The 19,000-nt window shown below is 60.5% G+C and carries 23 protein-coding genes; 8 read left to right on the top strand and 15 right to left on the bottom strand.

The window, feature by feature from the left end; all coding sequences use genetic code 11:
- Positions 1–40 precede the first annotated feature (40 nt).
- Both H8695_RS08655 and H8695_RS08650 read left to right on the top strand, forming a co-directional pair.
- Complete coding sequence (locus H8695_RS08655; protein WP_249300626.1) at positions 41–316, top strand: HU family DNA-binding protein; 276 nt, start codon at positions 41–43, stop codon at positions 314–316.
- Between the two features lie 77 nt (positions 317–393).
- The gene (locus H8695_RS08650; protein WP_249300624.1) at positions 394–1,524 is read left to right on the top strand and encodes a THUMP domain-containing protein; all 1,131 of its coding nucleotides are present in this window, start codon (positions 394–396) and stop codon (positions 1,522–1,524) included.
- Positions 1,525–1,599: 75 nt separating this feature from the next.
- Here the strand turns inward: H8695_RS08650 and H8695_RS08645 are convergent, their stop codons facing one another.
- The gene (locus H8695_RS08645; RefSeq protein ID WP_249300622.1) at positions 1,600–1,902 is read right to left on the bottom strand and encodes a helix-turn-helix domain-containing protein; all 303 of its coding nucleotides are present in this window, start codon (positions 1,900–1,902) and stop codon (positions 1,600–1,602) included.
- 91 nt (positions 1,903–1,993) lie between these two features.
- On the opposite strand from H8695_RS08645, the gene H8695_RS08640 reads away from it, so the two are divergent.
- The 3 genes from H8695_RS08640 to groL all read left to right on the top strand — a co-directional run bounded on the left by H8695_RS08640 (position 1,994) and on the right by groL (position 4,452).
- Entirely contained in the window at positions 1,994–2,194 is a 201-nt protein-coding gene (locus H8695_RS08640) for a helix-turn-helix domain-containing protein (RefSeq protein ID WP_249300620.1), read from the top strand.
- Positions 2,195–2,509: 315 nt separating this feature from the next.
- Positions 2,510–2,794, top strand: coding sequence for a co-chaperone GroES (locus H8695_RS08635; RefSeq protein ID WP_249300618.1), 285 nt, complete (start codon positions 2,510–2,512; stop codon positions 2,792–2,794).
- Positions 2,795–2,811: 17 nt separating this feature from the next.
- Positions 2,812–4,452, top strand: coding sequence for a chaperonin GroEL (gene groL / locus H8695_RS08630; protein WP_249300616.1), 1,641 nt, complete (start codon positions 2,812–2,814; stop codon positions 4,450–4,452).
- Between the two features lie 96 nt (positions 4,453–4,548).
- Here the strand turns inward: groL and H8695_RS08625 are convergent, their stop codons facing one another.
- From H8695_RS08625 to H8695_RS08610, 4 genes are all read right to left on the bottom strand, one after another.
- Entirely contained in the window at positions 4,549–5,010 is a 462-nt protein-coding gene (locus H8695_RS08625; protein WP_249300612.1) for an Lrp/AsnC family transcriptional regulator, read from the bottom strand.
- A gap of 118 nt (positions 5,011–5,128) precedes the next feature.
- A complete protein-coding gene (locus H8695_RS08620; RefSeq protein ID WP_249300610.1) occupies positions 5,129–5,290 on the bottom strand; it encodes a hypothetical protein in 162 nt (53 codons plus the stop codon).
- Positions 5,287–5,982: a ClpP family protease gene (locus tag H8695_RS08615; RefSeq protein WP_283243677.1), complete on the bottom strand. Its 696-nt coding sequence runs from the start codon at positions 5,980–5,982 to the stop codon at positions 5,287–5,289. The genes H8695_RS08620 and H8695_RS08615 overlap by 4 nt, the downstream gene beginning before the upstream one ends.
- A 139-nt stretch (positions 5,983–6,121) precedes the next feature.
- Positions 6,122–7,213 (bottom strand): DUF6348 family protein, encoded by a 1,092-nt coding sequence (locus H8695_RS08610; RefSeq protein WP_249300607.1) that lies wholly within the window; start codon positions 7,211–7,213, stop codon positions 6,122–6,124.
- A gap of 420 nt (positions 7,214–7,633) precedes the next feature.
- Between H8695_RS08610 and H8695_RS08605 the strand changes: the two genes are divergently transcribed.
- The 3 genes from H8695_RS08605 to H8695_RS08595 are packed head-to-tail and all read left to right on the top strand — an operon-like array spanning position 7,634 to position 9,440.
- Positions 7,634–8,119 carry an RNA polymerase sigma factor gene (locus H8695_RS08605; protein WP_249300604.1) on the top strand — a complete coding sequence of 162 codons (486 nt, stop codon included), beginning with the start codon at positions 7,634–7,636 and terminating at the stop codon, positions 8,117–8,119.
- A complete protein-coding gene (locus H8695_RS08600; RefSeq protein WP_249300602.1) occupies positions 8,116–8,658 on the top strand; it encodes a zf-HC2 domain-containing protein in 543 nt (180 codons plus the stop codon). The genes H8695_RS08605 and H8695_RS08600 overlap by 4 nt, the downstream gene beginning before the upstream one ends.
- Positions 8,655–9,440 (top strand): YfjL-like protein, encoded by a 786-nt coding sequence (locus H8695_RS08595; RefSeq protein ID WP_249300599.1) that lies wholly within the window; start codon positions 8,655–8,657, stop codon positions 9,438–9,440. Before H8695_RS08600 ends, H8695_RS08595 begins: the two co-directional genes overlap by 4 nt.
- Before the next feature lie 43 nt (positions 9,441–9,483).
- Here H8695_RS08595 and H8695_RS08590 read toward each other — a convergent pair whose 3' ends face one another.
- From H8695_RS08590 to pstC, 10 genes are all read right to left on the bottom strand, one after another.
- Complete coding sequence (locus H8695_RS08590) at positions 9,484–10,206, bottom strand: ATP-binding cassette domain-containing protein (protein WP_249300597.1); 723 nt, start codon at positions 10,204–10,206, stop codon at positions 9,484–9,486.
- Positions 10,193–10,849: an amino acid ABC transporter permease gene (locus tag H8695_RS08585; protein ID WP_249300806.1), complete on the bottom strand. Its 657-nt coding sequence runs from the start codon at positions 10,847–10,849 to the stop codon at positions 10,193–10,195. Before H8695_RS08585 ends, H8695_RS08590 begins: the two co-directional genes overlap by 14 nt.
- A gap of 197 nt (positions 10,850–11,046) precedes the next feature.
- Positions 11,047–11,814 (bottom strand): transporter substrate-binding domain-containing protein, encoded by a 768-nt coding sequence (locus H8695_RS08580; RefSeq protein ID WP_249300595.1) that lies wholly within the window; start codon positions 11,812–11,814, stop codon positions 11,047–11,049.
- 175 nt (positions 11,815–11,989) lie between these two features.
- Positions 11,990–13,213 (bottom strand): DUF3810 domain-containing protein, encoded by a 1,224-nt coding sequence (locus H8695_RS08575; RefSeq protein ID WP_249300594.1) that lies wholly within the window; start codon positions 13,211–13,213, stop codon positions 11,990–11,992.
- 110 nt (positions 13,214–13,323) lie between these two features.
- Positions 13,324–15,054, bottom strand: a complete 1,731-nt coding sequence (locus H8695_RS08570) for an ATP-binding protein (RefSeq protein ID WP_249300592.1) — start codon at positions 15,052–15,054, stop codon at positions 13,324–13,326.
- 6 nt (positions 15,055–15,060) lie between these two features.
- Positions 15,061–15,744, bottom strand: coding sequence for a response regulator transcription factor (locus H8695_RS08565; RefSeq protein WP_249300590.1), 684 nt, complete (start codon positions 15,742–15,744; stop codon positions 15,061–15,063).
- A 43-nt stretch (positions 15,745–15,787) separates the two neighbouring features.
- Positions 15,788–16,450, bottom strand: a complete 663-nt coding sequence (gene phoU / locus H8695_RS08560; RefSeq protein ID WP_249300587.1) for a phosphate signaling complex protein PhoU — start codon at positions 16,448–16,450, stop codon at positions 15,788–15,790.
- 16 nt (positions 16,451–16,466) lie between these two features.
- Positions 16,467–17,228 carry a phosphate ABC transporter ATP-binding protein PstB gene (gene pstB, locus H8695_RS08555; RefSeq protein ID WP_249300584.1) on the bottom strand — a complete coding sequence of 254 codons (762 nt, stop codon included), beginning with the start codon at positions 17,226–17,228 and terminating at the stop codon, positions 16,467–16,469.
- 4 nt (positions 17,229–17,232) lie between these two features.
- Positions 17,233–18,051, bottom strand: coding sequence for a phosphate ABC transporter permease PstA (pstA, locus tag H8695_RS08550; RefSeq protein WP_249300582.1), 819 nt, complete (start codon positions 18,049–18,051; stop codon positions 17,233–17,235).
- Positions 18,048–18,911, bottom strand: coding sequence for a phosphate ABC transporter permease subunit PstC (pstC, locus tag H8695_RS08545; protein WP_249300580.1), 864 nt, complete (start codon positions 18,909–18,911; stop codon positions 18,048–18,050). Before pstC ends, pstA begins: the two co-directional genes overlap by 4 nt.
- Between the last annotated feature and the right edge of the window lie 89 nt (positions 18,912–19,000).

The following is a 19,000-nucleotide window of genomic DNA, read 5'->3' as shown; positions in this document are numbered from 1 at the left end:
GCATGATATTCTTCAACATATTTTAGGGAGGAAGTATCAAATGAATAAGACAGAACTCATCGCTGCTGTTGCAGAGAAGACCGCGCTTTCCAAGAAGGATTCCGAGAAGGCCGTTGCGGCGTTTGTCGACGCTGTCACCGAGGCTCTCAAGGCCGGCGACAAGGTTCAGCTTGTCGGTTTCGGCACGTTTGAAGTTCGCGAGAGAGGCGAGAGAAAGGGCCGCAATCCCCAGACCAAGCAGGAGATTGTCATCCCCGCTTCCAAGCTGCCCGTCTTCAAGGCCGGCAAGGCTCTCAAAGACGTCGTCGCGAAATAAGCCAGATCCTCTGAAGACAGATGAGAGCGGCGCTCTCATCTGTTTTTTTCTGTCCGCCACTGCGAGAGGAGAATGTTGTGGAACCGTTTAAAATTGTCGTACCCTGCCTGTTCGGCCTCGAGAGCTTTGTCGCGCGGGACATCCGCCGCCTCGGCTACGAGACCGACGCCGTCACAGACGGCCGCGTGAGCTTCTTCGGCGATTTTTCAGCCGTGGCCCGCGCCAACCTCAACCTGCGCGAGGGCGAGCGGGTGCTCATCGAGGTGGCAAACTTTCAGGCGCTCACATTCGACGAGCTCTTCGAGGGCACCAAGGCCGCCGACTGGGCGCGCTTCATTCCGAAAGACGGCGCCTTCCCCGTGACCGGCCACGCGCTCAAAAGCCGGCTCTTCAGTGTGCCCGACTGCCAGTCCATCGTCAAAAAGGCGGTGGTCGACAAGCTGCGCCAGACCCACCGCGTCGAGTGGTTCGCCGAGACCGGGCCAAAGTTTCCCATCGAGTTCTTTCTCTTTCACGACCGCGTCTCGCTGCTGCTCGACACCTCGGGCGAGGGGCTCCACAAGCGCGGCTACCGCGAGAACGCCAACATGGCTCCCCTTCGCGAGACGCTGGCCTCGGCCATCGTCAAAACGGCGCGCTTCTTTCCCGACGTCAACTTCTACGACCCGATGTGCGGCAGCGGCACCATCGCCATCGAGGCGGCGCTGCTCGGCGCAAACATTGCGCCGGGGCTTCGGCGCTCCTTTCTCGTCGAGCAGTGGCCCTGCTTCGACCGGGCTCTCATGCGCGCCGCACGCGAGGAGGCTCTCTCGGCCATCCGCCGTGCGGACTTTGTCGTCCACGCGTCGGACATTGACCCCGCCATGGCCGAGCTGACGAAGAAAAACGCCGCCCTCGCCGGCGTCTCACACCACGTTGAGGCGACGGTCTGCGATGTGAAGCACTTCCGCCCGGCGGCGGAGCGCGGCGTCATCGCCTGCAATCCCCCCTACGGCGAGCGCATGCTCGAGCGCAGCGAGGCGCAGGCTCTCGCCCGGGTGATGGGGCGCGCCTTTTCGGCTCTGCCCGGCTTCAACTGCTATATCATCACCTCCGACGAGGAGTTTGAAAAGCACTTCGGCCGTCGCGCCACCAAAAAGCGCAAGATGTACAACGGCATGATCAAGTGTGATCTCTACCAGTACTTCACCCCGCGCGAGCGGCGGTAGAATTCGCCGCATACAACCGGAGGGCTCGCCGCAGAATGCGGCGGGCCCTTTTCACGGCCAGCGCTCCCCACTCCATCAAGGCGCCGTGCCACACTCTCCGCCGGACGGGTCTGTCCCCGGCCGCCGCTCATCGCCGCGGCGCCGTGTCAGATCGGACTCCAGCAGCTCCCACGCCATGACGCCGAAATAGTCGCACAGCTTCTTGACATGGCTCACACAGAAGCGCGCCACATGCTCCTCGCGCTCGAGCCGCGTGAGCATTCCTCTCGAGACCCCTGTGCGCCGCGAGAGTTCGGCGATGCTCAAATTCTCCCCCGCGCGAAGCCATCTGAGATTTCTCCCTACAATTTCATACCATTCCAGATTCTTCTCTGTCATAATTTCACCTCTTACGCACAGAATAGAACAATATGTTCTATAAATCAATAGACCAATTTGTTCTAGCCTATACTTGCGTTGGTGATGAAGCATGAAATATCCGCGCCTGCGCGACCTGCGGGAGGACCATGATCTGACACAGCAGCAGCTGGGACAGCTGATCAATGTGCCGCAGCGCACCTACTCCTACTACGAGAGCGGCAAGCGAATGATCCCTCCCCATGTGCTGGTAAAACTCGCCGACTACTACGGTGTCAGCGTGGACTATCTGCTCGGGCGCACCGAGAAATAAAAGAGCGGGCCGCATGCGCGGCCTTTTTTGCCGTTTGCGCCGCTTGCGTGGCCTTTTTTGCGCCTGCGCCGCCTGCGCGGCTTTTATTGCCTGCGCGGCTCTCTGAGCCCACAGCGCTCCTCGCCTGCGCCGTCTGCTGCCGCCGGCTTCGTGTATTTGTTACAAATTTGTAAATTTGAACAATTCCCCTTGATTTTTCCGGAGCCATCCATTACAATAGCTTTAGCACTCAAGCGAAATGAGTGCTAAGCACTCGAGATTCACGAGTGCCAGATGAAAATCAGGAACAGGAAATTTTTAAAGGAGGTCTTTCTTATGCAAATAAAACCACTGTTTGACAAGATCGTTGTCAAGATGGCAGAGGTCGAAGAGACGACCAAGAGCGGCATCATCCTCACGGGCGCCGCAAAGGAGAAGCCGCAGGTTGCTGAGGTCCTGGCAGTCGGTCCGGGTGGAGTCGTTGACGGCAAAGAAGTGAAGATGGAAGTCAAGGTTGGCGACAAGGTCATCTTCAACAAATACGCCGGCACCGAGGTCAAGCTCGACGGCGAGGAGCTCATCATCGTCAAACAAAACGACATTCTCGGAATTGTGGAGTAAGAAAGGGGTAACGAACAATGGCAAAACAGGTTGCTTACGGCGAAGAGGCCAGAAAGGCCCTTCAGACCGGTATTGATAAACTGGCAAACACCGTAAAAATCACCATGGGACCGAAAGGCAGAAACGTCGTTCTCGAGAAGAGCTACGGTGGCCCGCTGATCACCAACGACGGCGTCACCATCGCCAAGGAGATCGAGCTGTCCGACCCCTTTGAGAACATGGGCGCGCAGCTGGTCAAAGAAGTGGCTGTCAAAACCAACGACATCGCCGGCGACGGCACCACCACCGCCACCCTGCTCGCGCAGGCCATGGTCCGCGAGGGCAACAAGAACGTTGCCGCCGGCGCGAACCCGATGGACATCAAGCGCGGCATCGACAAGGCGGTCGAGACTGTTGTCAGCGCCATCGTCGAATCCGCCAAGGCCGTCAACGGCTCGGGCGACATCGCGCGCGTCGCGACCGTCTCCTCCGGCGACGAGCACGTCGGCGAGCTGATCGCCGAGGCCATGGGCAAGGTCTCCAAGGACGGCGTCATCACCGTCGAGGAGAGCAAGACCGCCGAGACCACCGTTGAGGTCGTCGAGGGCATGCAGTTCGACCGTGGCTACATCTCGCCCTACATGGCCACCGACACCGATAAGATGGAGGCCGTCATCGACGACGCCTACCTGCTTCTGACCGACAAGAAGATCTCGAACATCCAGGAGATCCTGCCGCTGCTCGAGCAGATCGTGCAGTCGGGCAAAAAACTCGTCATCATCGCCGAGGACGTCGAGGGCGAGGCCCTTGCGACCATCCTCGTCAACCGTCTGCGCGGCACGTTCACCTGCGTGTGCGTCAAGGCTCCGGGCTTCGGTGACAGAAGAAAAGAGATGCTGCAGGATATCGCCATCCTGACCGGCGGCCAGGTCATCAGCGAAGAGCTCGGCTATGAGCTCAAGAACGCCACTGTCGACATGCTCGGCCGCGCCAAACAGGTCAAGGTCGGCAAGGAGAACACCATCATCGTCTCGGGCGCCGGCGATGCGCAGGCCATTCAGGATCGCATCGGCTCCATCCGCAACGCCATTGAGAACACCTCCTCTGAGTTTGACAAGGAGAAGCTCCAGGAGCGCCTTGCGAAGCTCGCCGGCGGCGTAGCCGTTGTCAAGGTCGGCGCTGCCACCGAGACCGAGATGAAAGAGAAGAAACTGCGCATCGAGGACGCGCTCGCCGCGACCAAGGCCGCTGTGGAAGAGGGCATTGTCGCCGGCGGCGGCACAGCCTATGTCAAGGCGATGGATGCTCTCGAGAAGTTCATCGACTCCGTTGACGGCGACATCCGCACGGGCGCCAAGATCGTGCTGCGCACGCTCGAGGAGCCGGTTCGCCAGATCGCCGCAAACGCCGGTCTTGAGGGCTCGGTCATTCTCGACGCCCTGCGCAAGAACACCAGCAAGACCTACGGCTTTGACGCCCAGAAAGAGCAGTTCTGCGACATGCTCGAGGTCGGCATTGTCGACCCGACCAAGGTCACCCGCACCGCTCTTCAGAACGCTGCCTCCGTCGCCTCCATGGTTCTGACCACCGAGTCTCTCGTGGCCGAGATCAAAGAGGATAAGGAGAAAGCCAACGCCGCTGCGGCGGCAGCTGCCCAGATGGGCGGCGGCATGTACTAATCCCCCCTCCTTCAAAAATGGGCCCTGTGGAGTTTCCACAGGGCCCTCATTTTTCCAAAACAAGAGCCCGGCAGGAATACGCCTGCCGGGCCTTTCTTACAGCTGAATGGGGAGCAGATCCTTGTCGGTCGAGAGCACCACACAGGTGTTCGACTTCTGCACTCCGGGGATGCGCTTGATGCGGTAGATCAGCCGCTCGAGCGAATCGGTGTCGGTGGTGACGACCTTTAGAATGTAGTCAAATGTACCCGTGATGTAGTGGGATTCGAGCACATCTTTCTCGCCCGCGATGGCCTCGCGCAGCTGATCCATACAGTCGGGCGTGTCGAGCGAGACAAAGAGAAAGGCGGTCAGCTCCCGCCCGAGCTTCGCGTTGTCGAGTACGCAGGTGTACTTGCTGATGATGCCGGAATTCTCGAGCTTTTTGATGCGCTCGCTCACCGCCGGAACCGACATTTTGATCTTCTCGGCGATCTCGGACACCGTACTTCTTGCGTTTGCCTGTAAGAGTCTGATGATCTTGACGTCAATCTCGTCAATTTTTTTGACCTCGTCCATGTTTCCCCCCTGCGACCATCCGGGTTTGTCCGCCTGCCGCGGATCCCGGGCACTAATCAAATAGTATCATTTTTTCAGGTCAAACGCAATCGGAAATTACAAAGGACGCCTTAAATTTTTAATTGTACGGAAAATTTTCAGCCGGAAAGACAAAGGCCGCCGCCGTCAGCGCGGCGTCAAAGCCCCCGTCCTGTCCGCCGGCCAGGAATCCGGCCCCGATGTCCATCAGACAGCAGGGCTGCTCCCAGACCGTCCAATCGGCGCTCTGCGGGCGGTTCATGGCTGCGCCTGCTCTTTCGCGCGCTGCTCGCCGATCATGCGGTAGAGCTCGTCGAGCGCGCTCGACAGACCGCCGAGCGAGTCGATGAGTCCCTCGCGCTGGGCCTCCTCGCCCTGCAGCACCGAGCCGATGTCTGTGGTGAGCTCGCCGGTCTTGAACATCAGCTGCTTGAGCCGGTCGCCCGCAATGTGAGAGTTCTCGGTGATGAAAGCGATGATGCGGTCCTGAATCTTCTCAAAGTAGCTGAAGGTTTGCGGCACGCCGATGATCAGCCCGTTCATGCGCACCGGGTGGATGGTCATGGTCGCCGTGGGTACGATAAAGGAGTGCTTGGCGCACACCGCAAGCGGCACGCCGATGGAGTGACCGCCGCCGAGCACCAGGGAGACCGTGGGCTTTCTCATGCTCGCGATCATCTCGGCGATGGCAAGCCCCGCCTCCACATCGCCGCCCACGGTGTTGAGAATGACGAGCAGTCCCTCGATCTCCTCGCTCTCCTCCACCGCCACAAGCTGGGGGATGATGTGCTCATACTTCGTCGCCTTGTTCTGCGAGGGCAGGATAAAATGGCCCTCTACCTGGCCGATGATCGTGATGCAGTGGATGGTTCCGCGTCGGTTTTTCGACGTCACGCTGCCAAAATTGACGATTTCGCGGCCGCTGTCGTCGGCCGGCTTGCCGCTCTCGGGCATATCGGGCGCATCGGGCTGTGCGGGAGCGTCGGATTTCAAAATTCTCTCGTTCAAATGTATCACCTCGCGACTATTGTTCGCGGTTTTTGCAAAACTATCCGCAACAAAAAAAGAGCCGCCGAAGCGGCTCTTGCGGTGTTCAGGCGGGTCGGTAGCCCCGCGGTACGCGCAGCGTGACAGGCCCGACCTCGGCCTCGTCGGGCTCGCGCCCGTCCCGCACGGCGGCGCAGATGGTGCGGTATCCCTCGCTGAGCAGCAGAATCCGGTCCATCTGCTCGCCGGTCAGCTCCCCTCTCTGAAGTCGGTCGTGCACCATGTCGTAGAGGACGCGGTAGCTGAGAAACTGGTCGGCGTACATCTCGGTCCGCACGCCCGCCTCCTCGACGATCACACGGTCGTCAAAGCGGGTGGAGAGAAAGGAGAACTGGCAGACGATCTCGGGCAGAAAGCGCAGAAACTCACAGGCGAGCCCATCCGTTCCCGCAAGGCGGCGCATGCTCTGCGGCAGGGCGTCGCGCTGTTCGCGGCTGACGCAGTCCGCCATGAGAGTGAGCGCCTCGTCCGCGGCTGTCTCCATGTCGGTGCGATCCATCCCGCCGCGGGGGGAGAGGCGGCGAAAGACAAAGTACTGCTTTTGCAGATAGAAGTCCCCCTCGGGCTCGAAATCCGCGGCGTACTCGGCGAGAATATCGGTCAGCGCAGGATTTGTCAGCGCGTCGATTTTGCACTCGCAGCGGACTCCCTGCGGGGTCCTTGCCGCGAGCGCCTTGACAAAGACCACCGGGTCATCTCCGAGACGCGCGACAAGCTCGTCGCCGATGATGTCCCACATGCCGGCGCCCGGCTCGCCGCGGTCGCGCCCCTGGGTCTGTACCGGGCTCTTCGCCAGAAGAAACTGCGTCTTCTCGCGGTAGAAGCTGCCCTGTACCGTCTCACAGTCCACCCCCCGCAGGGCGTTTGCCACGCTCTGAAGAGCGCCGAGCGCCACATTTGCCGCCGCGGCATCCAGCGCACCGGCCCGGTCGGCGCCGACGCCGGCGGTCACCTCGACGATGGGCGTTGCAAAGCTCTCGTGGTGAAAGGTGAAAACCACCTGTGCGAAGCGCTCGTCCGCACGCTGTACAAACGCCGTCACCACAAGCCCGCAGTCGGGCAGCACCAGAGTGTTGTCCCGAATTCGGCTGTCTTTCATCACGCGGTGCAGCCGCTCTATCACACGCTGTTCGTCCATGTATCTCTCTCCTTTGGTCGCCGCCGGCTTGCGCCGGGGCATTTTGCCTCCCCGCCGACTTGCGCCGGGACATTTTACCTCCCCGCCGGCTTGCGCCGGGGCATTTTACCTTCCCGCCGGCTTGCGCCGGGACATTTTACCTCCCCGCCGGCTCGCGCCGGGGCATTTTACCTCCCCGCCGGCTTGCGCCGGGGCATTTTGTCCGTAAGGGTGCTGCTCCCCGCAGGGGCCTCGCAGAGGCTATTATATCAGATTTCGGCATCTGTTGGTATATCCCGAGGCGCTTTTTCAGCCGCACGCACAGGGGGCTTCACAAAGCGCTCGCACAGGCGCGCGTTTTGTGGTATTGTAAATTGAAACAAAATCTGTAACAAACCGGCGACCTCATGCGACTCATAGACAGAAAGGGGGGAACGCGCCATGCAGCCGATGGAAGAGCTCTACCGACTCTACAGCAGGGAACTCTACCGCTATCTGCTCACCCTTGCGCGCGACCCCACGCTTGCGGAGGATCTGCTCAGCGAGACCTTTCTGTACGCCATACGGGGTCTTGGCAGCTTTCGCGGCGACTCGGCGGTCAAAACCTGGCTTTTCGGCATCGCCCGCAACCGCTATTTGACCCATCTGCGAAAGCGCGTCCACAGCGGACTCGACGAGGCGCAGGCGCTCGACTGGGGCGTTGCCCTCGAGGAGCAGGCCGTGACCCGGCAGGCCGCCGCCCGGCTGCTCGAGCTGCTCGCCGGGCGCGATGAGCGCACGCGAAACGCGGTGCTGCTCCGCGCGCAGGGGTACTCCTACGCCGAGATCGGCGAAAAACTGAAACTGTCTGAAAACTCCGCGCGCGTCATCGTCTTTCGGGCGAGAACGGCGCTGCGCGATGCACTCACCAGGGAGGGATTGCTTTGAATCAGTCACAGACCGACATCTCCTGCGAGGTCTGCCTCGACCTCATTCCCCTCGTGCGCGACGCCGCCGCGAGCCCCGGCAGCGAGCTCGCCGTGCGGCGCCACTGCGAGAGCTGTGAGAGCTGCCGCGCCGTCCTCGGGTCGCCGCCGGCCGCCGCGGCGCCGGCGCACGATGAGCGTGTGCTGCGCGCGGTGCGGCGCAGTCTTCTGCTCTCGGGCGGGGCGCTGCTCATCATCGGCAGTCTGCTCGGGGTCATGCTCTTCAACTCCATGGGCGTCTTCTACAACTTTCTTCTGCTGCCGGCGCTCGGCGCGCTGGCCCTTTTGGTGCTCGGCCGGCGGTTCTGGCTCTGCCCTGCGGCGCTCGCGCTGCTGACTCTGCTCTGGACGACCGTCTCCATGCTGCGCGACGGCATGCCGCTTGCCGACTCCCTGTCGGCCGCCGCGGTCTATGCCGTGCTCTATCTGCTCTTCACCGCGCTCGGTACGCTCATCGCCGCGCTTTTGCGCTTCGCCTTTCAAAAGGAGAGAACAAAATGAAACGAAAAACCATCCTGCGCATTTTCGCTGGTCTGCTCGGCTTTGCTCTCATCTTTTTCGTGCTCGCCACAGCGAATTCCGCGCTCGGCAATCCCATCTCGGCCATGCTCGCCGGCCGCGCGGCCAGAGCCCATGTCGCCGAGACCTACCCCGGCCTCGACGCCGAGTTTGAGCGGGCCGTGTACGACTTCAAGTTCGGCGAATACATCGTGCGCGTCCGGTCCAAAACGAGCCCTGACACCCGGTTTACCCTCTACTGCCGCAGGGGCGAGGTGCGCTATGACGACTATGAGCTGCGCGTCGGCGAGCGTCGCAACACCCTCGACCGCCTCGGCGAGGAGTATACCACCCACGTCACCCCCCTGGTGGAGGGCGTCGGCGGTCTCACTGCCGAACGGATCACGGTCTTTCTCGAGAAGTCCGAGAGCACGCCGCCCGAAGTGGTGCTCGATATGCCGTTTTCAAAGGATCTGCCGCTCGACTACGAGCTCATGATCGGCGGTGCAATCGACGAGGCCACTCTCGCGCGCTGCGCCGAAATTCTCACCGAGCTGCACCAGACCATGCTCAAAAACAACTGCCGCTTTTCCCTCTACACACTCACGCTCGAGGGAGAGGGGCGCTCCATCACGGTCAGCGGCGCGACCCCGGCCCAGATTGAGAGCGGCGAGCTTGCCGCGCTCCTCGAGCGGGCCGCCGAGCAGCGCGAACCCGGCACCGTGGACGCCAAAGAGGCCGACGCTCCCCCGCCCGAACTCGTCGTCCACATCCGGGAACAATGAGAATGAAAGAGCAGCCGCCAAATGGCGGCTGCTCTCTTTCGCTTTAGAGAACCTTGCTCAAAAATTCGCGCAGTCTCGGGTTTTCGGGGTTTGCGAAGAACTCCTCGGGCGGCTTGTTCTCGAGGATGTTGCCGCCGTCCATGAAGAGCACGCGGGTCGCGACCTCGCGGGCAAAGCCCATTTCGTGGGTGACGACCACCATGGTCATGCCCTCGTTTGCGAGCTCGCGCATGACCTCGAGCACCTCGCCGACCATCTCCGGGTCGAGCGCCGACGTCGGCTCGTCAAAGAGCATCACATCGGGGCTGAGCATGAGCGCGCGCACGATGGCGATGCGCTGCTGCTGGCCGCCGGAGAGCTGTTTCGGATAGGCGTCGGCCTTTTCGAGAAGCCCCACCCGCTCGAGAAGCTTCTTCGCCTTCTCGACCGCCTCGTCCTCCCGGAGCAACTTGAGCAGCACCGGCGCGAGCGTCATGTTTTTCATGACCGTCAGATGGGGGAAGAGATTGAACTGCTGAAACACCATGCCCATGCGCTGGCGCAGCTTGTTGATGTCGGTCTTCTTGTCAAACAGACTCGTGCCCTCGAAGATGATGTCGCCGCCGGTCGGCTGCTCGAGCAGATTCAGGCAGCGCAGAAAGGTGCTCTTGCCCGAACCCGAGGGGCCCACGACCACGACTTTTTCGCCGGGCGCGATGTGCTCGTTGATGTGGTCGAGCACCAGGTTGTCGCCAAAGCTCTTGCAAAGGTCCTTAACGGTTATCACTCTGACGCAACCTCCTCTCAAAGTGTCCCAGAATCTTGGTGAACACCAGCACCAGTGTCAGATAGATCAGCGCCACCGCAATCAGCGGCATGAACGCGTCGTAGGTGTCGCTGCGGATGATGTCGCCTCCCTTGGTCAGATCGGTCAGCGCGATGAAGCCGCAGACCGAGGTCTCCTTGAGCAGCACGATAAACTCGTTGCCGAGCGCCGGCAGCACATTCTTGATGGCCTGCGGCATGATGATCTTGCCCATGGTCTGTATGTAGGTCAGGCCGAGTGAGCGGCCCGCCTCCATCTGACCCTTGTCGATCGAGAGAATGCCCGAGCGGGCAATCTCGGCGACATAGGCGCCCGAATTGATGCCGAATGCAAGCACGGCGACATAGACTTTTGGATTGCCTATGGCCGGTGTGAAATCCTTGAAGATGACAAACCAGAAGATCATCAGCTGCACGACCATCGGTGTGCCGCGGATGACCGTGAGGTAGAGCGACGAAAACCCGTTGAGCACGCGCAGTTTTCCGGTGTTCTGATAGGTGACCTTGACCATCGCCACTAGAAAGCCGATGATAATACCCAGAATCGCAGCCAGGAATGTGATCAGAAGCGTCACCTTGAGGCCGTCGACCAGATACAGGTACATATCGTCGAGTATGAAATTTGTATAGAAGCGGTCGGCAAGATTAGCAAACCAGTCGCTCACCGCCTGTTTCACATTTTCAAACCAGCTCGCCGCAGCGAGCTGAGTCAGGACAGTTGTCATTCGCTCCCCCTCTCTTTCCTCTCAGAGGAAAACAGCCGTGTGTCAAACACGGCTGTCAAAATTTTCGGTTGCTTGTGTCAGTTGTTGTCGATGTATTTGGCGATGAGCGCATCGTAGCGGCCGTCGGCTTTCATGTCGGAGATGACCTTGTTGACCAGCTCCACAAGCTCCGGGCTGTTCTTCGGGATGCCGATGGCGTAATCCTCAACGGTGAGCGCCTCATCCAGAACGACAATGCCCTCATTTTTCTCAACAAACTTCTTTGCCGGCTGATCGTCGATGACCACGGCGTCCACCTTGCCGTTGATCAGATCGAGCACAGCGTCGGCGCCCTTGTTGTATCTCTCGACCGTGGCGTCCTCAATGTCCTCGGCATAGGTGGCGCCGGTCGTGCCGATCTGGGTGCCGATCTTCTTTCCGACGAGGCCGGCGACGTCGGTGATCTCAGAACCCTCTTTGACAATGATGACCTGGGTCGCTGTGGTGTAGGGATCGGAGAAGTCGATGGACTTCTTTCTCTTCTCGTCCACCGTCAGGCCGGCGGCCGCAATGTGGGCCTTGCCCGACTGAACCGAGGCAACCACCGAGTCAAACGCCATGTCCTCAATCTGCAGCGGCACGCCGATCTCATCGGCAATGGCCTGCGCCATCTCAACGTCGAAACCGGTGATCTCACTGCCCTCATGGTACTCGTAGGGCGGGAACTCGGCATTGGTCGCCATGATCAGCTTGCCATCCTCTTTGATGTCGTCAATGGTGATTCCCTTTGCAGAGCAGCCCGCGAGCGCCCCGAACAGAAGCAGCGCCGCCATGGCGAGCGCCAGTACTTTACTTGTCTTTTTCATTTCGTCGATCTCCCTTTTATTTCAATTTTGTAAAAACAAAGGTGCTGCACCGGAGCGTTTATTCATCCCACTGAATAAATTCTCGCTCTCATGTGCAACACCTATTATAGCGCATTGGGCCGAAAAAGCAAGCCCTATTTTGAATGTTTATGAACAATCTCTGTATTTTCTTGCATTATTGCGGCTGCTGTTGTGCAACCCATCCAACCAGGAGGTCAACCACCTTGCTGTAGGCCTGAATGCCCAATTCATCCCCGCGGATCTTGATGGAGAGATCGTTGATGGAGGCGGAGACATTGTTGACAATTCCTTTATATTTATTCACATGTTTTGAATATTCTGCAAAATCCTGCAGCACGCCGGGGTCGATCTGCTCGCGCACATCGTAGTAGAGCTCGGGATCGGCGGCATAGAGGTCGTTGGTGCAGGAGAGCAGCGCCATGGCATAGCCCGAGTACTGCGTGAGGGTGTCGGTGCTGTTGACACAGGCGAGAAAGCCCGAGAAGTCGGCCTCGTTTTCCCGGCCGATGACAAGGCTGTGCGCCATCTCATGGGCCATGGTCTGCGGCAGGGCGAAAACCGGGCTGTCGACATTGATGTTCGCCTCGCCCGTAAAGGGCAGAAACATGCCCGCAATGCCCGTGTAGGAGATCGCCTCGCTCGTCAGCAGGCGCTTCGGCTTCGCCGGCAGCCCCCGGTAGATCGAGTACTGCTCACCGAGCGAGCGGTAGCTCTCTTTGAGAATTGCCGCCGTCTCATTGAAGTCAAATTGGTCGCTCTGCCTGACCAGTTCCGCCGTCCCGGTAAAGCCCTCTTCGACGAGGCGGCGCCTGCAGGCGTTTGCGTGCTCGGCCATGTAGAGCGTGGTCTCATAGAGAAGCTGCTTGTCATACGGCTCGCTCTCAAGGCCGATTCCGTCGGCCACAATCGGAATGTTGTAGACAAACCCGAACGAGATGCCAAAGAAAAACAGAACCGCCGCAATCGTGATCAGAACGGTTGCGATCTCTTTCATAAGCGGTGTCTTCTTCTGCTCGGGCTCCTCTGCGGCATAGGCGGGCTCTGCCCCCTCGCGGCGCATCGCCCTGACCGTGACGCGGTACCGGCCGCGCAGGCGCCGCACGAGCTTTCTGATGAGCCCAATCACGCCCACAATCAGCATCACCGCAAGATAGGCGAGCATGAGCGCGATGACCACCTCCGTCACCGAGAACGGCACAAAGTTCATCACCCACTTGATTGCGGTGAGAATGCCCTTTGTCACCGGCATCACATACGCCAGCGTGAAGTCGGGGTAGAGCGCGAACACTTTCGACAGCACGGCAAAGAGGACGATCGCCGCCACCGCGACAGCCGAGAGGATGATGTATTTTCTGTTTTCTCTGAGTTTGGCTTTCATAGGCCCCCCGCGTTCGTGTAAGTTTTCTCTGTTTTTCATTATACTTCAATTGGCAAAAAGAATAAACCGTAAATGCCGCGCATTTACGGTTTATTCACAAAGATATTCTTCTATGCCCTCGGCGCGGCCGCTTTGAGCTTCACCGTTACAACGGTACCGCGGTCGAGCTCGCTTTGCAGCTCGATCTCACCGCCGAGTTCCATGACGATGTGGCGCACGATGGAGAGCCCAAGCCCCGTCCCGCCCGATTTTCTCGAGCGGCTCTTGTCCACCCGGTAAAAGCGCTCAAACACCCGGTCGCACTCCTCTTTCGGTATGCCGATTCCCGTGTCCTCCACGCGGATGGTCGCGCTCTCGGTATCCGTGTCGATCAAAACGGTCACCCGTCCGCCGTCGCGGTTGTAATTGACGGCGTTGTCGACCAGGTTGTAGAGCATCTCAAAGACCCGCCCGCGCGGGGCGATGATCTCCCCCTCGCCCCGCCAGGCGAGCGAGACGTTTTTCTTCTGGGCGAGCGGCGCGAGCTCCTCACAGATCTCGCCCGCCATCTGCGGCAGACTGATGCGCTCGGGGGTCTGCTCGGGCGCTTCGCCCGCCTCGTCGAGCTCCGACAGGCGCAGCAGATCGTTTGTCAGGTGAATCAGCCGGTCGGTCTCGCGCAGAATGGCGTCGTAGCACTTGGCGCGCTGCTCATCGTCCTCGGCGTAGCCCATGCCGAGCATTTCGGCGTAGCCCTTGATGGTGGTCAGCGGCGTCTTGAGCTCGTGCGAGACGTTTGCCACAAAGTCGACGCGCATCTGATCGACTTTCTTCTGTTTGGTGATGTTTGTGATGATGACGATCATCCCCCCCGCCGGCGCCGCCGCAGCGCTCTTGACGGGGTTCGTGTAAAAGCGGTAGTAGTCGCTGCCGATCGGCACGTCGAAAATGCTGGAGGCATCCTCCCCGAGGGTCTTTTGAATCTGCTCGGTCAGCCCGTCGCGGCGCAGATAGGGGTAGATCTTTCGGCCGTCGATGTCGGGCGGCAGCGTCATGATGCGGTTCGCCGCGGGGTTTGACAGCAGCACCGTCCCCTGCTCGTCGAGCAGCAAAAGTCCCTCGTGCATGTTCACAAGGATGCTGCTCATCTTGCGCGACTGCTCCTCAATCGACTCGATGTAGGAGCGCAGCCTGCGGCTGACGTCGCGCATGTCGGCGAGCAGCGGGGCAAATTCCCGGTAGCTCGACTGCTCGGCGATCTCCTGGTAGTCGCCCGAGGCGATCTGGTTCATATCTCTCTGAATGCGGTCCAGGGGCCGCAGCGCCCGGTCGGTCATTCGCGACGCGAAGATCACCGCGAGCGCCACGCACGCGAGCGCCGTCAGCGCGCAGACAAAGATGATGCCCGTGATGTAATCCCGGTCGTTCTCCAGGGCCAGCGACACGCGCAGCACCGTGTTCTCATCGAGGCGCTTTGCCACATACATCAGCTGCTTGCCGACGGTCTCACTGTAGCGGATGTCCTGCCCGGAGCCGCTGCGAAAGGCCTCGACGATCTCGGGGCGCTCACTATGGTCGTCAAATTCCCCCACGCTCACCGAGTCGCCGAGCACCGTGCCGTCTCTGGCGATGATGCTGATGCGCTGCACCTTGTTGAGCGCGCGCGCGCTGTTCGCCGCAAAGGCTGCGGGGTCGGGGCTGTTCTCCCGGTACTCCTGCGCGAGAAGCTCCGCGAGGTCCGACAGGTAGACCTTGGATTCCTCGCGGTACTGACGGTTTGCCACCGTCACGGTCATGATGCCCGTCACCAGCAGCGAGAGCACAACCAGCACGCTGATGATCAGCACGATTCGTCTTTTCATAGTTACCTACTCACTTTCCAGCTTGTATCCGACCGAGCGCACCGTGACAATGGCATTCTCCGCGTCGGGGCCGAGCTTCTGGCGCAGGGTCTTGATGTGCATGTCGACCGTGCGGGTCTCGCCGGGGAAGTCGTAGCCCCAAACCCGGTCGAGAATCATCTCGCGCGTGAGCACGCGCCCCCGGTTTTCCACCAGGTAGCACAGAAGCTCAAACTCCTTGTAGGTCAGCGCGATCTTCCGCTCGCCGAGGCTCACCTCCCGGCTCGAAGTGTCAATGGTGTAGCCGCGGTAGTGCAGAATCTCCTGCCTGGTCTCCCCGCGGGTGCGGCGCAGCAGCGCCTTGATGCGGGCGGTGAGCTCCATGATGCCAAAGGGCTTTGTGATATAGTCGTCCGCGCCGACGGTGAGCCCCTGCACCTTGTCGAGCTCGCTGCTGCGGGCCGTCACAAGAATCACCGGCAGCTCGCGCAGCCTCGGGTTTTCCCTGAGCGCGGCGAGCACGTCGAGCCCGCTCGTGTCGGGCAGCATCACGTCGATCAGCGCGAGGTCGCACGGGCTTTGCTCAACCGCTTTCAAAAAGGCGGCGCCCGTCTCGAATCCCTCCACCTCAAAGCCGGAGGTCGTCAGCGACCAGCGGATCAGCTCGCGGATGTTCTCATCGTCCTCGAGGGTGTAGACCCTGGTTTTCATGCTCTCACTCCTGTACCGCCCGCCAAAGCGGGCCTGCTCTCCGTCAGAGGACTTTGCCTCCGCGGTGTTCGCCGGTCACGCTGAAGATCACCCAGTCGGCGATGTTCACCGCGTGGTCGGCGATGCGCTCAATGTATTTGGCAATCATCAGAAAATCGACCACCTGATCGCCTTTCGCGCGGTCGTGGTCGCGCACGAGAATGTCCACAAGGTCGTTTTTGACCCGGGTGAACAGCTCGTCGACCCGGTCGTCCCGGTCGATGACCCGCAGCGCGAGCTCTGTGTCGCGGCGCACATAGGCGTCGATGCTCTGCTTGACCATCTCGCCCGCCGTGTCGGCCATCTGAGAAATCTGCGTGGGCTCTTTGATGTACTCCTGCCCCTCAAAGCGAAGACAGATTTCGGCGAGATCGCCCGCCTGGTCGTAGATGCGCTCCAGATCGGTGACCATCTTCAGCGCCGCCGAGATGGTGCGCAGATCACGCGCCACCGGCTGCTGCTGGAGCAGCAGCTTCAGGCAGGCGCTCTCGATGCTGCGCTCGGCCTGATCGGCGCGGTCGGCGTTTGCAATCAGAGCGCGCGCCTTGTCGTAGTCGCGGTCCTTGAGCGCCGCGATGGTGTCGCCGAGCGCCTGCTCGGCCATGCTCCCCATGTCGACGAGAGCGTCGCCCAGGCGCTCGAGCTCGGCGTCAAATCGATTTCTCATAGAATCTCCCTTTCCATCAGCCGAAGCGGCCGGTGATGTAATCTTCGGTTCGCTTGTCTTTCGGCATGGAGAAGAGCAAATCCGTCTGATTATACTCTACCACCTCGCCGAGCAAAAAGAAAGCTGTTTTGTCTGAGATGCGCGTCGCCTGCTGCATGTTGTGCGTGACGATGACAATGGTGTACTTCTGCTTGAGCTCCGCCATCAGGTCCTCAATTTTGATGGTGGAAATCGGGTCGAGCGCCGAGGTGGGCTCATCCATCAGCAGAATGTCCGGGTTCACTGCGAGCGCGCGCGCGATGCACAGGCGCTGCTGCTGGCCGCCCGACAGGCCGAGCGCCGACTTGCCGAGACGGTCCTTGATCTCATCCCACATGGCCGCGCCGCGCAGGCTCTGCTCGACGATCTCGTTGAGTTTTGCCTTTTTGCGAATGCCGTGCGTGCGCGGGCCGTAGGCAATGTTGTCATAGACCGACATGGGAAACGGGTTCGGCTTTTGAAAGACCATGCCCACGCGCTTGCGCAGACTCGGCACGTCGACGTCGCGGTCGTAGATGTTCTTGCCGTCTATTTTGATCTCCCCCGTGATGCGACAGCCCTCGACAAGATCGTTCATGCGGTTGATGGACTTGAGCAGCGTCGACTTGCCGCAGCCCGACGGCCCGATGAAAGCGGTGATCTCCTTTTCGGCGATGTCGAGATTGATGTTTTTGAGCGCCTGAAAACTGTCATAGTAGAGATCGAGATTCTGAATCTGAATCTGAATTTGCGGCTGCATACAATCAACCTTTCCTGCGTTTTTTGCCGAGGAGATTGGCGACGGCGTTGAGCGCCAGAACCGTTGCGAGCAGCACGACGGCTGTGGCGTAGGCCTCGCCCATGTCAATGCCCTCCTTGGCGAGAATGTACATGTTCACCGACAGGGTGCGCCCCTGCGAGAAGAGGTCTTTGGGAATTTTGAGCATGGTGCCCGCGGTGAGCATCAGCGCCGCCGTCTCGCCGACGATGCGCCCCATCGAGAGGATGATCGCGCCGATGATGCCCGGCAGAGCCGACGGCAGCACGACGACGAAGAACGTGCGCAGCTTTCCCGCGCCGAGGCCGAAGCTGCCCTCGCGGTAGGCGTCCGGCACGCTCTTGAGCGACTCCTCGGTCGAGCGGATCATGGTCGGCAGAATCATGATCGACACCGTCATCACGCCGGCGAGAATGCTCCACCGCCAGCCGAGGCGGGTCACAAAGAAAATCATGCCGAACAGGCCGAAGACAATCGACGGAATGCCCGACAGGCTCTCGGCCGCAAGGCGCACCACCTTGACGAATTTGCTGCCCCGCTTTGCATACTCGTTGAGATAGATGGCCGTGCAGATGCCGATGGGCGCCGCGATGAGAAGCGCGAGACCCACGATGTAGACGGTTGTGATGATGGCGGGGTAGATGCCGAGCTTGCCGCTTGCCGCGTCGCCCAGCAGAAAGTCGAGGTTGACGTGGGGGATTCCGTTGAAAAACACAAAGCCCAAAATGACAGCCAGCGTGCCGACCGTGATGCCCGCCGACAGAAAGACGCCCACTCTCAGGGCGATCCCCTTTGCTCTTCTCACTCCTGTGTACCCCCTCTCCCGCGGACGACATTCAGCGCGATGTTGAGTAGAATGATGCACACGAAGAGCACCACGCCGATGCCGAAGAGCGCATTTTGCTCGGTCTCGGTCGCGTAGCCCATGGGCAGCGCGATGCCGGCGGTCATGGTGCGCACGCCGTCGAGGATGGAGCTCGGCATGGCCGTGGAGTTGCCCGCGACCAGTATGACCGCCATGGTCTCGCCGATGGCCCGCCCGATGCCGAGGATGATCGAGGTGATGATGCCCGACTTCGCCGCCGGCAGCACCACCCCGAACACCGACTCGGTGTGGGTGGCGCCGAGCGCAAGACCGCCCTCATAGTACTGGCCGCCCACCGCGCGGATGGAGGTCTCGGAGATGTTGATGATGCTCGGCAGTATCATAATCGAGAGAATGATGATGGCTGCGAGCAGACTCTGGCCGTTGCCCCCGAGGCGCTCGCGGATGATGGGCACGATGACCACCAGCCCGAAGAAGCCGTAGACCACCGACGGAATGCCGGCGAGCAGCTCCACGACGGGCTTGAGCACCCGGTAGAGGCGCTTCGGGCAGTAGCGCGCGAGAAAGACCGCGGTGAACAGGCCGATGGGAACCCCGATGAGCACCGCGCCGAGCGTGGCGTAGAAGCTCGCCACAATCATGGGCGCAATGCCGAAGTCCAGGCTCGACGGGCTCCACTTCGTGCCGAAGATGAAATTGGTAAAGCCGATCTCGGCAATGGCGGGGACGCCCCGCGCAAAGAGGTAAAAACAGATGAAGGCGATGCAGACGACAGACACCGCGCTGCACAGAACAAAGATGCCTTTCATGATCTGTTCGAGAAGATTTCTCGCTTTCATTGGCGTTTCCTTTCGGCTGTTTCCAGCCCCATGACTGCGCTTTAGCCGGCAACAGGATCTGTCGCCGGCCAAAGAGTGTCTATGGAGAA

Origin of the sequence: Feifania hominis (genome assembly GCF_014384765.1) — a bacterium.
In the GTDB taxonomy this organism is placed as follows: Bacteria; Bacillota; Clostridia; order Oscillospirales; family Feifaniaceae; genus Feifania; species Feifania hominis.
The sequence above is the reverse complement of the archived record's forward strand: the minus strand, read 5'-3'. Positions and strand labels throughout refer to the sequence as shown.